Consider the following 14,965-nt stretch of genomic DNA (forward strand, 5'->3'; position numbering starts at 1 on the left):
GCGGCGTCTCCGGGGCGACGACGACCGATCTGTGGAGAAGTCCGGCAGCGCTACTGCACGAGGAAGAACTGCTCGCCGATGTCCACCCGTGCACCGCGCTCCACGCGGTACCGACGCCCGGGCTCGCACCGACGGATCGACCCGTCGATGTGGCGGACGACGGTGCCGTTGCCGGAGAACCGGTCGGACACCCACAGATCGTCACCGTCGCGGCCGAGCTCGAGGTGGGTCTTCGACACCGACTTGCCCGGGTCGTGCACGGTCAGCAGGTCGTCGTAGCGCTCCCCCGGCTGCGGACGAGGCAGACGACCGAGCAGGCCGGTGCCGTGCACCCCGAACCGCTCGCCCGTGCTGAAGTGCAGCAGGAACGGCGCACGCGTCGGGGTCTTCGAGACGATGCGGGTCTCGTCGACGTCCTCGTCGAGCTCGTCGGCGTCCGCACTGGCCGCGGGACGGTCCGACGGCGGGAGCGGGGCTCGGGTGCCGTCGCGCCGGGGACCGGAGGCAGGGGTGCGGCGAGCGGGGCCTGCGCCGGCGGGGCCCAGGACCGTTCAGGGTCCTGGGATTCTCCGTGCGGTGCCGCGTCCCCGGGCTCGGACGGCTCGGTCACCGGCGCCGCGTGTGCGCCGCGGGGACGCCCACCCGGGCGCGAGGCCTCGCTGTCCGGCAGGGCCGACTCGTCATCGGCGGCGGTGTCGTCCGCGGCGGTCTCGTCGCTCGTGATCCGGTCGTCCGCGGGCGCATCGACCGGGATCTCGTCGTCCGGCGTGTCGGTCGACGACGACCCGCCGGCGCCGGCCGACTCCACACCGGAGTGCTCGGTCGCCCAGTCCGGACGCGCCATCGGCAGCGGCACGACCGGTCCGGTGAACGCTGCGGTCACGGCGGGACGGACTGCCCCGCACTCGCCGCAGAAGATGTCGTCGGGCTCGAGGCGGTTGCCGCAGACGTGACAGATGGTCGTGGCGTGCATGCCCGGCGTGACGAGCGGCGCGGGCCGAGGCGGTCGGCGGTCGATCAGGGGCTCGACGACGGCGGTGTCCCCCGGCTGCGGCGGCGACACGACGGGCGCGGCGGCGGTCGGTTGGTCGAGCGCACCGTCCTGGACGGGTTCGCCGGAGCGGGTGGACGACGTGTCGTCGGCGTCGTCGGACTCGACGTGCACGGGCGAGTCGTCCGTCGCGTGCGGGGATGCCGCGGTGCCGTCGGGCGTGTCGTGGGACGTGTCGTGGGACGTGTCGTCAGCGGCGGCCGGTGCACTCGGGACCGGCGGGACGACAGAAGCGGACTCGGCTCCGGACGCGGGCGGTGCGGCCTCGGTGGTGGCACCGCGGCCGACCCACCAGGACGGTCCGGCCGGCGCCGCGGTCGGGGCCGGAGCGACCGGCGGCGCCCACACGGGTGCCGGCGCCTCGTCAGCACCAGGCGGGGTCGCGGGACGGTCCTCGACAGGAGCCAGCCGGGTCCGCTCGGGGTCGTCGGCGAGGACGTCTGCGGGCTCGGAGCGGTAGGCGTCCGGGTCCAGTGGCGGTTCGTCCGGGGCAGGGACGGCGTCGGGCTGCGCGGCAGCGTTCGACCAGTCGCCGAGGCCGGAGCCCGCACCGTGCACGTGCGACGGCGCCTCGCGCGGGGCGAGGTCGTCGGGGCGTTGGACCGGCACCGCGGCCGGCGGTTCGCTGCTGCGGCGGTCGGCACCGGTCAGCCAGGCGCGGGTGGCTGGGTCGAGGGTCGACTCGGGCAACCATGCGTCAGCCGCAGGGTCGGAGCGACGTCCGTGGGAGTCGGGCTGCTGCAGGGGCGGTGGCGGCGCCTGCTCGACGGGGGTCGGAGCGACCGGCCGGCGGCTCGCTCCGGCGGTCACCGCGCGTCCGCACTCACCGCAGAAGATCGCCCCCTCCGGGAGCATCGATCCACAGTGTTCGCATCTGATCACGGTCTGCCTCTGTCCTCACTCGGCCGTCCACGACGCTCGTCAGGCCTCCGGCCATCGTAGTCACCGCGTCTCGCCGAGCCCTGACCGGTGGTCGCGCGCGGCCGTTCGGGTCCGCGCAGGGACCGGAGCGACACGGCGGTGCGGAACCGCTCACGGCGCGTCCGACCGGCGCGCAGGGTCCCCACCGCGTCGTCCGTCGCCGACCACATCCGGTCGGCAGCGGCCTGGTCGACGTCGCTCGGTCCGAACACCGCCCGGTCGGCGAGGGCGGCCAGTCCGGTCCCGCCCTCACCCGGAGCACCGGCCACGGTCTCGCGTCGCGTGGCCGATCCGGCCACGTCGTGTCCACGGTCGAGGAGCGCATCGCGGTACTCGTCCCAGGCCCCGACGATGCGACCGCGCGGCGTCGGAGCACGACGCCGCCGTCGGCGGCGGACCCGCTTCAGCAGGACGATCACCCCGAACGGCAGGAGCACGAGGGCGATCAGCCCCAGTGCACCGAGCACCCACGGCAGCGCTGCGAGCAGGATCTGCAACCACAGCGGCTGCACGGGCGGCGTGTTCCGGTCGCTCTGCGGCGGCGCCTGCTGGTCCTGGTCCTGCTGATCGACGGGAGGCGGCGGCACGACGGTCTCGGGACGCGTCACCGGCTGCGGCGTCTGCTGCTGCTCGTTCGGGATCTCGCGGACACTCGGGTTCGGGTTGAGCATCACCCACCCCCACTGCGCGGTGTCGACCTCGATGCGCGCGGTGACGTCCGAGCCGCGGAACGTCGTGGTGCCGCCGCTCGCCGACGCCCCGCCGGACCCCGAGTCGCCGCCCGCGGTGAAGCCCATGACCACCCGTGCCGGGAACCCGAGCTCGTCGGCCATCAGCGCAGCGGCCGCGGCGTACTGCTCCTGGTCGCCGATCATCAGCGGCGACGTCAGGAGCTCCTGGATGCGGTCGGCGCCGTGCCCCGAGCGGCTCATCCGGTCGTCACCGACGCCGTGGCTGACGTACCCGTTGCGCTTGAGCGCCTGGATCACCGCGACGAGCTTGGCACCCGACGTCGCATCGGCGTCGGTCGTCGCCTCGACCGTCTCGCGGACGGCGTCCGGCACCTCGCGTGCCGTCGGGACCGCGGCGCTGCCCGGACGCGCGGCTGCGAGCTGCTCGTCCGTCGGCTGGTCGGGGACCACGGCGGTCAGGTCGTACGAGGTGCCCTCACGGACACCGCCGACCACGGCACCCGTCTGCGTCGAGCCGTTGTAGAAGAAGGACCCGCGCTCGTCGTCGGCATCGGTCCCGGTGAAGTCGACGCGCTCCAGGTCCCCCACCGTCGGCAGCCAGACCCCGCTGTAGCCGTCGACGGTCACCCCGACGCGCACCGAGGTGCCGTCCACGCCACGGACGTCGACCGACGTCGGCACCCGCTCGAACGTCCCCGACGACGAGGAGCCGTCCGACCCGCCGACGCGGTAGACCACGCCGTCGTAGGTGTCGAGCGTCGCGATGCGCACGAACCCGTTCTCCGGCAGCCCGGTGACCCGGAGCTGCGCGGTGTCCGCCGCGCTCTGTTCCTCGTACGCCCGGAAGCCGCTCAGCGGGCTGACGTAGTCGCGAGGGTCGAACGGCTTCACGACGTCCGTCCGGGCCACGGTGCGCTCGTTCGCCGGCGGTGCGACCAGCCCGAGCCCCGTCGCGACGACGGCCGCCGCCACGATCGTCCCCGTGCCGACGAGCGCCGGGCGGACGACCGACCGGGCGATCGGTACCGACGACCCGATCGTGGTCGCCACGGCGACCGCGCGACGGGCGTGCCGCACCGTCAGCGCCCACACGAGCGCGATGGCGACGAGCACGACGGCCGTCACGATCGACGTGTCCAGCCGGCTCGGCCCGACGACCACCCCGATCGCGAACAGCACCAGCGCCGGGATGCTCGCGAGTTCCTGCCTGGAGGCCCAGGTCGCCACGCTCACGGCCGTCACCGTGGCGACGAGGAGCGTCACGAAGTACGGCACGAGGAGCGCCTCGTACGAGCCGACCGGCAGGCTGATGGTCACCAGCTGCTTCCACCCCAGCGCGACGCCGGCGAACAGCGCGAGCAGGCCAGGGCCCGTCGGCAGGACCCCGTTGGCCTGACCAGGCACGGCGGCGGGCACACCGGCGAGCGTGAACGCCGCCACCGTCGCGATCGCCACCACGACCAGCGGCAGCCGCAGGACCGCGCCGACGAGGGCGACGAGGGTGCCGAAGACGATCGCGGTCACCGCAGCGACGATCATCGAGTCATCACGGTAGACCGGCCACCACGACACACTCGCGACCGCGAGCAGGAGCCACACGACGAGGGTCCCGCCGGCCAGACGGAACGGCACGAGCCGCCGGGCATCGCGGCGATCGGAACGGCGGGTCGACCGACGGGCACGCTCCGCGGGCGGCGTCGGCGCGGCCACCGGAGGGGCGCTCACGCGGCGGCCGATCGGTGCAGGGCGTGCCGGAGGTCGTCCAGGTAGCCGATGGTCATCACGGTCAGGCCCGCGACCCGCAGGAACCGTGGCTGTGCTTCGGGCTCGCAGATCACCGCGACGACCTCGACCCCGACGGGGAAGCGGGTCGCCGCGAGCCGGAGCGCCGGCAGCCCGATCGTCGAACCGACGACCAGGAACGCCACCGAGATGCCTTCGGTGTCGCTGCCGACGATCCGGGAGACCTCGGCGATGGGCAGGCAGGCATCGGCGAGTCCGACCGAGGCGAAGTCGTCGAGCAGTCGCGTCGGGGTGACCGTCGGCAGGGTCCGCACCGCGTAGACGGCACGCTTCGCGAACTCCGGGGTGCGTTCCGACACCACGACCGAGACCTCTCGGCCGTCGCGGATCGCACGAGCACCGAGCGAGGCCGCAGCGCTCACCGCGAGCTCGAACTCCTCGTCGTCCCCGAACTCCGACCTGGCGATGCCCAGCGCCACGACCAGGTGCGAGCGGCGCGTGTCCTCGAACTGGCGCACCATCAGCGCGCCCGACTTCGCTGTCGATTTCCAGTGGATGGTGCGGGGGTCGTCACCCGGCATGTACTCGCGGATGGCGTGGAACGCGATGTCGGCCGGCGACAGATCGGTGGTCGCCTGCCCCTCGAGGTCACGCACCAGGCCGGTGCTCGTCGACGGGATCGCGATCGTGCGCGGGTGCACGATGACCTGTTCGCGTGCGGTCCAGACGACCTCGCGACGGACGAGACCGACGGGGTCGGCGCGGACACCGGTGACCGGCCCCACATCGAGCACGCCGCGGCGCACGGTCGGCACGGGTACCAGTTGCTCGAACGTGCCGTGCGCGCCGATCGCCGGGATCGCGACGTCGACGAGACCCGGGCCGACCGGCACCTCGACCGTCGTCGGCACCGAGGGCAGACGCGTCGGGTTCTCCGCCGTGACCACCACACCGGCCTCGTCGCCGACCGCCACACGGTGCTGCGGCAGGCGCATCCGGATCACCAGCCGCGTGCGACCGATGAGCGCGATCGCGGCGACGACGACGAGCACCGCTCCCGCGAACCCGACGACGACGATCTCCCGCAGGCCGAACCGGTAGCCGGCCACGAACGCGACGAGCGTGAGGGCCGCGACCGTCCACCCGAGCCCGGTGACGACGGACGAGACCTCGCCCCAGGAACGCTTGACGAGCCTCCAGGCCGTTGCCCACACCCGGACGATCCCGACGACCGCATCCGCGGCGACGCCTTCACGGTCACCGACGATGCGCGAGCGGACGTTGGTCAGGCCGGCGACCGTCCCCGTGCGCTCGTACGCCGTCGTCCCGCGACGCGACCGCGTCGAGGACGGACGGCGTGAACGCGTGGAGACGGGCCGGCGGTCCGTCACGTCGTGACTCGGTCGGCCGGCGGCGGCGTCTCCACCAGCAGCTGTGCGATGACGCTCGGCGCGCTGACACCGTCGAACTCCGCCTCGGCGTCGAGCACCAGGCGGTGCGCGAGCACCGGGACGGCGAGGGCCTTGACGTCGTCCGGCGTGACGTAGTGGCGGCCGCTCAGCGCGGCGAGCACGCGTGCCGAACGGATGAGGCCCATCGCGCCGCGGACACTGACGCCCAGGCGGACCTCACTGGCCGAACGCGTCGCGTCGACCAACCGTGCGACGTAGTCGGCGATGACGGCGTCGACGTGCACCGTACGGGCCAGCGCGGCCATCTCGGTGATCGTCGCCGCGGGCACGACGCTCGCGAGCGGAACCGATGCCGACGGAGCCGACGAGGTCTCGAGGATCTTCACGGTGGCGGCGTGGTCGGGGTAGCCGATCGAGGTCTTCATGAGGAACCGGTCGAGCTGCGCCTCGGGCAGACGGTACGTGCCGGCCTGCTCGATGGGGTTCTGCGTCGCGATGACCATGAAGGGGGCCGCCAGGCGGTGGTTCACGCCGTCGACCGTGATCGCCGACTCCTCCATCGCCTCGAGCAGGGCAGACTGCGTCTTCGGGCTCGCACGGTTGATCTCGTCCGCGAGGACGATGTTCGCGAAGACCGGGCCACGGTGGAAGTCGAACTCCTGCGTGCGCTGGTCGTAGACGCTGATGCCGGTGATGTCGCCGGGCAGCAGGTCGGGGGTGAACTGGATGCGGTTCGTCGTCCCCTGCACGCTCTGCGCCATCGCCCGCGCCAGGCTCGTCTTGCCCGTGCCGGGGACGTCCTCGAGGAGCAGGTGGCCCTCGCTGAGCATCGCCGTCACCGCGAGGCGGATCACGAACGTCTTCCCGAGGAGCACCTGCTCGACGTTGGTCACGATGCGGCCTGCGACGTCGGCGAACCAGGTGGCCTGCTCCGGGGTCATGCTCATGCGGGGTGGTCCTCGTCCTTCTGGATGGTCAGTTGCCGGCGGCGGGGGTGATGACGAACGTGTCCGGGCTCGGGTCGGGCGTGCCGTTGACGGTTGCGGTGACACGGATCGCATCGAACCCGACCGGCACGTTGTCGCTCAGCGCGTACTTCCCCGCACCGTCGGGCTTGTCCTCGGTGCAGTTGTAGCTTCCCAGAAGCCCGTCGGTGCAGTACTCCACCTTGTACGTGGGGACCAGAGCCGCGTTGTTGCTGTTGTCGGGTGGGTTCACGACCGGCGCCTGGCCGACCACGGCGCTCACCACCGAGGCGCGGGTGGTGTACGCGGTGCCCTTCGACTCGCTGCTCGATGCGCAGTAGTCACCATCGGTCGCACACGCGGTGAAGACCACCCTCGACTCGATCCCGTTCCCGGCGCCGGCACCGAGCGAAGCGCTGCCGTTGAACCGAACCCGGGGACCGTCGTTCACCGAGTAGTACAGGTAACGGGTCGTCCCGCTCGCAGCGATGTCGACGACGTGGTTCTGTGGGTTCCGGACGTCGGTTCCGATGCTGACGCTGCCGGTGGGCGCGTCCGGCGTCTGGTAGCCCTCGACGCCGGCGGGCTGGGAGGGCGCGCAGAACAGGCCGTTGTCGGCGTACGCGACGTAGCGGTACTGGCTCGTGATCGTGTCGCTGGCGCTGCTGCTCGACCAGGTCCTCTCCGCGCCGTCGGTCGAACACCCGGCAGGGATCGGAGTGTTGGCAGCGTACTTCGCGATCGTCCATCCCGGTGCTCCACCGGCCCAGTTCGACTCGGTCGCGTTCAACGAGACAGCAGTGGTCGAGCCCTGACGGTTCCCCGTCGCGCTCAGGGAGGGGGTTCCGGGTCGACCGATCGCCGAGCCCGTCGCCGACGCCGAGTTCCACTGCACCACCGTGCCGTTGCGATCAGCGCTGTTCCGAGCCGACACGGTCACCGTGTACTGCGCCGCGCTCTGGGCTCCGGCGAACGAGGTGTTCGTCGCAGTGCCGGTGTTGCGGGTGTCGGACAGCCCCGGACCCTCGATCGTCACGACGTAGTTGTCGACCGCGCTGCCCCGGTTCGGAGTGGCGACGGCGTTCCACTTCACGTCGAGCTGGTTCGGCGTCGACCCGTTCGGCGTGACGGTGATGCCCTTCGGCGGCGCCGGCACGAAGTCCGCGCTGATCGGAGCGGAGCTGCCCGACGGCTTCGAGTCGCCGATCGCGTTGGTGGCGATGACCTGGAACCGGTAGGACGCCTTCGGGTCGAGCCCGGTCAGCGTGCAGACGGTCGCGGTGCCGCAGTTCTTCGAGACGCCGTTCGTGCCCGTCACGCGGTACCCGGTGATCGGCGAGTTGTTCCCCTGCGGCGTCGACCAGGTCAGCGTGGCCTGACCGCCGTCGTACGAGCCGGTGCGGGTCGGTGTGCCCGGGGCGTCGGGGACGTCCTGCACGGAGACGGTCACGTCGCCCCACACGTACCGGTCCGGGTCGTTCGTGGCGTCCGCGACCTGGTACTGCAGGTGGGCGTCGACGGGCTTCGCGGTGTCGGAGACCCGGACCTGCAGGCGGGAGCGATCGGCGCTCGGCGTCACCGAGACACCGCTCGGCAGGCCGCCGGAGAGCCCGCGGATGTTCACGACGCGCAGCCGCTCACCGGGGAACGGATTGGTCGGCTGGTCGTTCGTCAGCACGTCGATGGTCGTGGTCGCACCACGCTTGGTGATCGACCTGTCGGCGCCGGGTTGCACGAGCGGTCGGGTGGACGCCACCACGCCGACGGTCACGGTGCCGGCACGTCCGGCGTTGGCGTCGTCCTGCACGCCGATGCCGATCGACGCCGTCGTGTTCTTCTTCGCGGTGTCCGGCACGGCGATGGTCAGCTGCTGGCCCGAGATCGTCGCGGTGGCACCGCTGGTCGGCTTGCTCACCACGGAGTACCGCAACTCCGGCAGGTCCTTCGGGTACGGGTAGTCGGTGAGCTTGGTCAGGTCGACGGTGCGGGTCTCGCCCGGCTGCATCTCGACCGCCGATCCGGTGAACGCCGGCGGCTGGTTCGACCGCGGCGTCACGGTGACCGGGAGCACGAGGGTCGCGGCCCGGCCCTTCCCGCCGTTGGCCGCGGAACCGTCGGTGACCTCGAACGAGATGGACGCGTTGCCGTAGTACAGCTTCGACGAGGTGAACTGCAGCGTCGACGAGTCCACGACCAGGCTCTGGCCGTTCGCGTGCGTCGCCTTCACCGTCCCGCGGTCCGTGATCTTCGCCGTCTGACCGTTCGCGGTCACGACGTAGTCCTCGAGCGGGATGCGGACCGTGGCCTCGCTCTTCACGGTGACGGCACCGGCCGAGCGGTTGATCTGCGGCAGGGCGTCGTCGAACCCGGGGACGTTGATGAAGCCGTAGGACACGATGTCGGGGTGGTCGACCCGTGCGACCGAGAACGGGATGACCTGGGACTCGTCGGTGAGCCGGACCGTGATCCGTCCGTCGTCGGTGAGCCGCGCGGTGTCGCCGTAGCCGTCAACGATCCCGACCCGCAGGTCGGCAGCGGTGCCCTCGGCGAAGAAGACGTTCTCGAGCACGTCCACCGTCACGCTCTCGCGCCGCAGGATGTCCTGCAGGTCCAGGGTGGTGTCGTCGACCTCGGGGCGGAGGGGCTGCGCGTCCGGGTCGACGGTGACGGTGAGGAACGCGGTGCTCGATCCCCCGCTCGCGTTCGCGACGGTGTAGAGCACGGCGTAGTCGCCCGACTTCGCGGTCTTCGGGGGTGTGACCCGGATCTGCTGCTTCCGCAGGATCTTCGCCGACACGTCGTCGGCGGTGGGCTCGGCCGCCGACACGGTGAGCTGGCCACCCTCGGGGTCGGAGTCGTTCTGCAGCACCCGGACGGTCACCGACCCGCCGGGGCGGATCGTCACGTGGTCGGCCTCGGCGACGGGGTTCGACGCCTGTTCGGCCCGGGGCGCGATGCCCACGCGGACGGTACCGGTGGCACGCGCCCCCAGGGCGTCGACCACGGTGTAGGTGAACTCGTCGGTGCCGGCCGAGTCGTCGCCCGCCTCGTAGGTCAGGGCGTCGGACGCGACGTCGGTGACGGAGCCCTTGTCCGGGTTCGAGCCGACGCCGACGAGCTGCACGGAGTCACCGTCCGGGTCGATCCCGTTCAGCGGCACCGAGATCCGCACCGACGAACCGGCCACGACGCGGGCGGTGACGGTCTGCGGCACCGGCGGGTTGTTCGTCGCGGCGTCCCGCTCGCGCACCGAGATCGAGACGGCGGCGTCGGCGTACTGGCCGTCCGGACCCGCGACCCGGTAGACGGCGGTGTAGTTGCCGGGGGTCTTCGGCGCGAGGTAGCGCAGGTGGTCACCCGAGGCGAACAGCAGACCGCCGTCGCCGGGCACGTTCTGCACGAGCTCGGGCTCAAGGGTCAGGGGTTCGCCCTCGGGCTGGGTGTCGTTGTCGAGCACGTCGATGTTCGCGACGTCGCCGACCCGGACGGTCGCACTGTCGGGCTGGGCGACGGGCGGCTGGATCCGGTCGGGCTTGGGGATCTCGACGACGGTGATCGTGCCGGTGGACGACGCGAGGCCGTTCGTCTCGGTGTAGCCGAACGACACCGGCCCGTCGAGCGGTGCGGTCAGCGTGACGCGCACGGTGTGCTGGTCGAGGATGCTCGCCTGGACGCCGCTGCCCCGCTCGGGTCCGTCGAGGGCGGTGACGAGCAGCACCCCGCCCGCGGGGTCGATGTCGGTCGCGGTGACGTCGGTGTCCTTGCTCGAGAGCGTGTTGACGAAGACCGTCTTCGGGGTCGTGATGGGCGCGGTCGAGGCGTCCGGTGGCGCGAGGATCGTGACGCGCACGATGCCGCTCGACGTCTTCACACCGTCGGTGACGGTGTACTCGAGTTGGTGGTCGCCGGCACTCGCGCCCTGCACCCGGAAGGTACCGGCGTCGTAGCTCGGGGTGACCGTCAGCCCGGCCGACGACGACACGCTCGTGAGGGTCACGGTGCCGTTGCCGCCCCGGACGTGGTCGAGCGGTTCGACCGTGAGCGCCTTGCCTGCGTAGCCCTGCACCGGGAACGGGTCGGCACGCAGCGGCACATCCCCTGCTTCGCGACGCGCACGGTCACCGAGCCGCGGCCGTCGGCGCGTCCGTCGCTCACGACGAGCTGCACGGCACGGTCGCCCGTCCGGCCGCTGTCCGCGCGGAAGTCGAGCAGGCCGTCCGGGGTGGTCGACACCCGGTCGCCGTCCGAGGCGGTCGCGGACTTCAGGTACACCGGGTCGCCGTCCGGGTCGACCCAGTCGCCGAGCACGCTGCTGACGACGTGTCCGTTCTGCACCACGTCCGCCGAGGTGTCGCGCACCTGCCGCGGGGCCTCGTTCTGCGATTCCGGCCGCACCGTCACACGGACGGTCCCGGTGTCCGACCCGCCGTTGCCGTCGGTGATCGTGTACGGGAAGGTCACAGTGCCGGTCGCGCGCGACGACAGCGTCACCTGCAGCCGCTGGCCGTCGGCGACGATGGCGACCCGGCCGGTGGACTCCGAGATGGACCCGACCTCGCTCACGATGATCGGGTCACCGTTCGGGTCGTAGTCGTTGAGCAGGACCGGGAGGCTCGTGGTGCGTCCCGGACGAGCGCCCAGGTCGTCGTCCACCGCCACCGGCGGCTTCTGGTCCTTGTCGACCTCGGGATCGTCGTCGGAGACCTGCTCCTGCTGCTGCTCGTCGTCCTGCTTGATGAGGTCGGCCCAGTTGTCGATGAGCTGGCCGCTGCGGTCGATCGCCCACGAACGACCGCTCGAGGGGTCGTTGGCGACGACGGTCTGACCGTTGTGCAGGATCTGCATCGTGCTGGTCCCACCGGTGCTCGCGAGCCGCTGGAGCGCGTTGCCGTCACAGGTGTCGATCGCCTGACCCCGGCCCACGCCGCGTAGGTGCAGGACCCGTCGACGTAGGGGCGCGCCGCGCGTCCGGACACCTGGAGCGCGGTGGCGTCGACGGACCCCGAGGCGCTGACCCGGACGAGTCCCGCGGTGCCCGCGACGGTGACGTCCGACGAGGTGTCGGAAGACCGTTGGAGCGCGGGTGACGCCCCGACCCGGTCCCCCAGCTCCACGGTGCGACCGTCGACCGACAGGGCGCCGCTGGTGCGGTCGAGCACGGCCAGGTGGCCGTCGAAGGTCGCGACCTGGAAGTCGTCGGTGCGGTCCATGTCGACCTTCCACCGTTGGTCGACGGACAACGTCGACCCGACGTCGACGAGCGATGCCGTGCCGGTCTTCGCCGAGTACACCGCGACGTGTCCGTCCGAGGCGTCGAAGACGGTGTCCGCCCCGAGCGTCAGGTCGGCCTTGGTCGAGGCGTCGAACTCGGCGAGGTCGGCCGCGGGCGTCGCCCACAGCTCGCCGGTGTCCTGGTTGCCGATCACCGCGGTGTCCCCCGCGAAGAAGACCTGCGGTGTCCCCGCGGGCAGGGTCACGGCATCGCCGACGGTGGCGTCGGCGACGTCGACCTTGGCCACGGTCCCCTTGGTCTGGTCGACGCTGTAGACCATGGACCCGCGCTGCAACACGGACAGGTCGTCGCTCGCGGTCTCGACGGCGGTGTTCAGCTGGAGGACCCCGGTGTTGGCCCGACCGACCGCTCCGTACTCGGCGGAGGGCACCCACACCGTGCCGTCCCCGAGGTCGACGCGCTGCGTGTGGTACCCCGTCGAGACGAGCGCGGTCGTCGCGACGACCGCAGCGACCAGGACGGAGACCCCGGTGGTGACGGCGGCGGATCGGTGCCTCGCGACGAGCGCGCGGATCACCCGGCGCTCCCGACGGTCGCGCACTTCTGCGCGCTCGCTGCACCGGTCTTGCCGTCGCGGTTGACCGCGACCGAGATGCACTCCTCGTCGCCGCGCTGCCCGGAGACGACGAACGTGGTGCCGGTCTGCTGACTGGATGCGCCGTTCGACGAGATGACGTAGGTGTCGCCGCTCTGCAGACCCGGGTCCGCCCACGAGAACGACACCGCCTGCGCCGAGGGCTGTGCGCGGACGTCCGCCACCACGGGGATCGCCCCGGCGCCGAGCCGCCCGACGACGACCACGGTCGCGATGGCGAGGGCGGCGACCACGACGACGGCGAGGACGTCGCCCAGACGAGCGTCGACCGGGTGCGTCGTCGCGCACGGGTGACCGATCCGGTGCGGTGGACGGTGCCGACGCTGTGCGAACCACCGGCGACGACGCCGCCCTGGACCGCGCGACGGGTGCGGCGGCGGGCGCCGACCCGCGACGGCGGCTGGAGCTCACGGATCATGGTCCGGTCGCCCTCCGGGGTCGGGGTCGCGATGGCCCACGCCTCGACCGCGACGTCGGCCGCGGTCTGCGGGATCCCGAGCTCGGCCTCGACCTGCTGGAACCCGCGCACGAGTTCGAGCACGGTCGTCGGGCGCGACGGCACCTTGCGGGACAGCGCGGTGGCGAGCAGGCGCTCGAGCGACGGTGGGACGTCGGTGCGACCGGTGGGTTTGACGCCGCCCTTGTCGATCCGGCTCATCAAGTCGCTCGCACCGTTCTTGCCGCCCCGGACCTCGAACGGGCTGCGGCCGGCGAGCAGGGAGTAGACGGTGGCGGCGAGGGAGTACACCTCGGACTGGATCGTGCCGCGGGACTCGTCGATCAGGACCTCGGGTGCCGACCACGGGATCGACATGCCGATGGGCTCGTCCGGGTCGGTCCCGCCGATGGTCGCCGCGATGCCGAAGTCGGACAGCACGGGGTTGCCGTACGCCGTGAGCAGGATGTTCGACGGCTTGATGTCACGGTGGAGCACGCCTTCGCGGTGCGCGGTCTCGAGGGCGGAGCCGATCCGGACACCGATCGAGAGCACCTCGGACACCGGGATCGGCTCACGCCGGTACCGCTCGCTGAGCGACGAGGAGCACAGCTCCATCACGAGGTACGGACGTCCGTCGGCCGCGACGCTCGCCTGGAACACCGTGAGGATCGACGGGTGGGTGCTGAGCCGCGCCATCAGGTTGGCCTCGGCCTGGAACATCTGCCGGACGCGGTCGTCGACGACCTCGTCGAGCAGGACCTTCACCGCGACCTGACGACGCGGCATGTCCTGTTCGTACAGGAAGACGTCGGCGAAGCCGCCGGAACCGAGGACGTGCACGGGGCTGAAGCCGCCGATCACGGGCGGGTTGGACGGCAGGCGACGCGCCATCGCTATCTCCTCCCCGGCCGAGCGGCCAACTCTCTCGTCGTGGCACAGTCATTGTACGAAGCGCCGGTGACCGTCGATCCGCACACCGACCACCTGTGGACGGGCGCACTCCCCCAGTTCGGGGGGTCCTGTGCCGGCGGTCAGTGCCGCGGCAGGGTGTCCTCGAGGTCGCCGTCGTCCGGGGCGGCGTCGACCTGGAGCACCACGACGGTGACGTTGTCGCGGCCCCCCGCGACGACCGCGTCACCGACGAGGCGTTCGGCGAGTCCCTGCGCACCGGCTTCCCGCGCCGCGATGCGCGCGATGCCGGCGTCGCCGAGCTCCTTCGTCAGGCCGTCGGAGCAGACGATGTACCGGTCGCCCGCGCGGAGCGGCAGGGTCCACCAGTCGGGCGCCGGCGGTTCGCCGAACCCGACCGCGCGGGTGATGACGTTGCTGTCCGGGTGCTGTTCGGCGTCCTCGGCCCGCAGCAACCCGGCGTCGACCATCTCCTGCACCACGGAGTGGTCCACGGTGACGCGGCGCAGCACGCCGTCCTCGATCCGGTAGGTCCGGGAGTCGCCGACGTTGAAGACGAGGGCCGCCGGCTGGCCGAGTGACGCGACCAGCGCGATGCCGGTGACGGTCGTGCCCGCTCCGATCGCGTTGCCGCCGGCTGCGCGCTCGATGTCGGCCGTGGCGAGCAGCAGCGCCCGCTGGATGCCCTGCCGCGTGGTGAAGGGTTCCTGCGTCACCTGCTCGAGTCGACGCACGACGGCGTCGCTCGCGCGGTCGCCGGCGAGGTGTCCGCCCATGCCGTCGGCGACGACGAAGAACGGTGCCCCGACGATGTAGCTGTCCTCGTTGTGGTCACGGCGACGACCGACGTCGGTCGCGGCTCCCCACGAGAGCGTCAGGGTGGCGCCGTCGGCACCGGGGACGTCGATGGCGTGCGCAGTCGCTGCTCGGCCGAGTTCGGTCACG

The 14,965-nt window shown here is 72.1% G+C and carries 10 protein-coding genes and 1 pseudogene; all 11 read right to left on the minus strand.

Features of this window, described 5'->3' with window-relative positions; all coding sequences use genetic code 11:
• Positions 1–50 precede the first annotated feature (50 nt).
• The gene (locus ACZZ0J_RS03875) at positions 51–332 is read right to left on the minus strand and encodes an FHA domain-containing protein (protein ID WP_463434960.1); all 282 of its coding nucleotides are present in this window, start codon (positions 330–332) and stop codon (positions 51–53) included.
• Positions 263–1,741: a zinc ribbon domain-containing protein gene (locus ACZZ0J_RS03880; RefSeq protein WP_463434962.1), complete on the minus strand. Its 1,479-nt coding sequence runs from the start codon at positions 1,739–1,741 to the stop codon at positions 263–265. The genes ACZZ0J_RS03875 and ACZZ0J_RS03880 overlap by 70 nt, the downstream gene beginning before the upstream one ends.
• 188 nt (positions 1,742–1,929) lie before the next feature.
• The gene (locus ACZZ0J_RS03885) at positions 1,930–4,389 is read right to left on the minus strand and encodes a TgpA N-terminal domain-containing protein (protein WP_463434964.1); all 2,460 of its coding nucleotides are present in this window, start codon (positions 4,387–4,389) and stop codon (positions 1,930–1,932) included.
• Positions 4,386–5,798: a DUF58 domain-containing protein gene (locus tag ACZZ0J_RS03890; RefSeq protein ID WP_111083878.1), complete on the minus strand. Its 1,413-nt coding sequence runs from the start codon at positions 5,796–5,798 to the stop codon at positions 4,386–4,388. The genes ACZZ0J_RS03885 and ACZZ0J_RS03890 overlap by 4 nt, the downstream gene beginning before the upstream one ends.
• Entirely contained in the window at positions 5,795–6,766 is a 972-nt protein-coding gene (locus tag ACZZ0J_RS03895; RefSeq protein ID WP_123294288.1) for an AAA family ATPase, read from the minus strand. Before ACZZ0J_RS03895 ends, ACZZ0J_RS03890 begins: the two co-directional genes overlap by 4 nt.
• Before the next feature lie 28 nt (positions 6,767–6,794).
• On the minus strand, positions 6,795–10,850 hold the full coding sequence (locus tag ACZZ0J_RS03900; RefSeq protein WP_463434968.1) for an Ig-like domain-containing protein: 4,056 nt from the start codon (positions 10,848–10,850) through the stop codon (positions 6,795–6,797).
• Positions 10,778–11,437 carry an Ig-like domain-containing protein gene (locus ACZZ0J_RS03905; protein WP_463438133.1) on the minus strand — a complete coding sequence of 220 codons (660 nt, stop codon included), beginning with the start codon at positions 11,435–11,437 and terminating at the stop codon, positions 10,778–10,780. Before ACZZ0J_RS03905 ends, ACZZ0J_RS03900 begins: the two co-directional genes overlap by 73 nt.
• Positions 11,344–12,594 (minus strand): hypothetical protein, encoded by a 1,251-nt coding sequence (locus ACZZ0J_RS03910; protein ID WP_463438239.1) that lies wholly within the window; start codon positions 12,592–12,594, stop codon positions 11,344–11,346. Before ACZZ0J_RS03910 ends, ACZZ0J_RS03905 begins: the two co-directional genes overlap by 94 nt.
• Positions 12,591–12,905 (minus strand): hypothetical protein, encoded by a 315-nt coding sequence (locus ACZZ0J_RS03915; RefSeq protein ID WP_463438240.1) that lies wholly within the window; start codon positions 12,903–12,905, stop codon positions 12,591–12,593. The genes ACZZ0J_RS03910 and ACZZ0J_RS03915 overlap by 4 nt, the downstream gene beginning before the upstream one ends.
• A 368-nt stretch (positions 12,906–13,273) precedes the next feature.
• Positions 13,274–14,002: pseudogene (locus ACZZ0J_RS03920) on the minus strand (serine/threonine-protein kinase); the annotation flags it as partial.
• A 140-nt stretch (positions 14,003–14,142) separates the two neighbouring features.
• The gene (locus ACZZ0J_RS03925; RefSeq protein WP_123294286.1) at positions 14,143–14,964 is read right to left on the minus strand and encodes a PP2C family protein-serine/threonine phosphatase; all 822 of its coding nucleotides are present in this window, start codon (positions 14,962–14,964) and stop codon (positions 14,143–14,145) included.
• Position 14,965: the final 1 nt, after the last annotated feature.

The organism is Curtobacterium sp. AC272 (assembly GCF_979258155.1).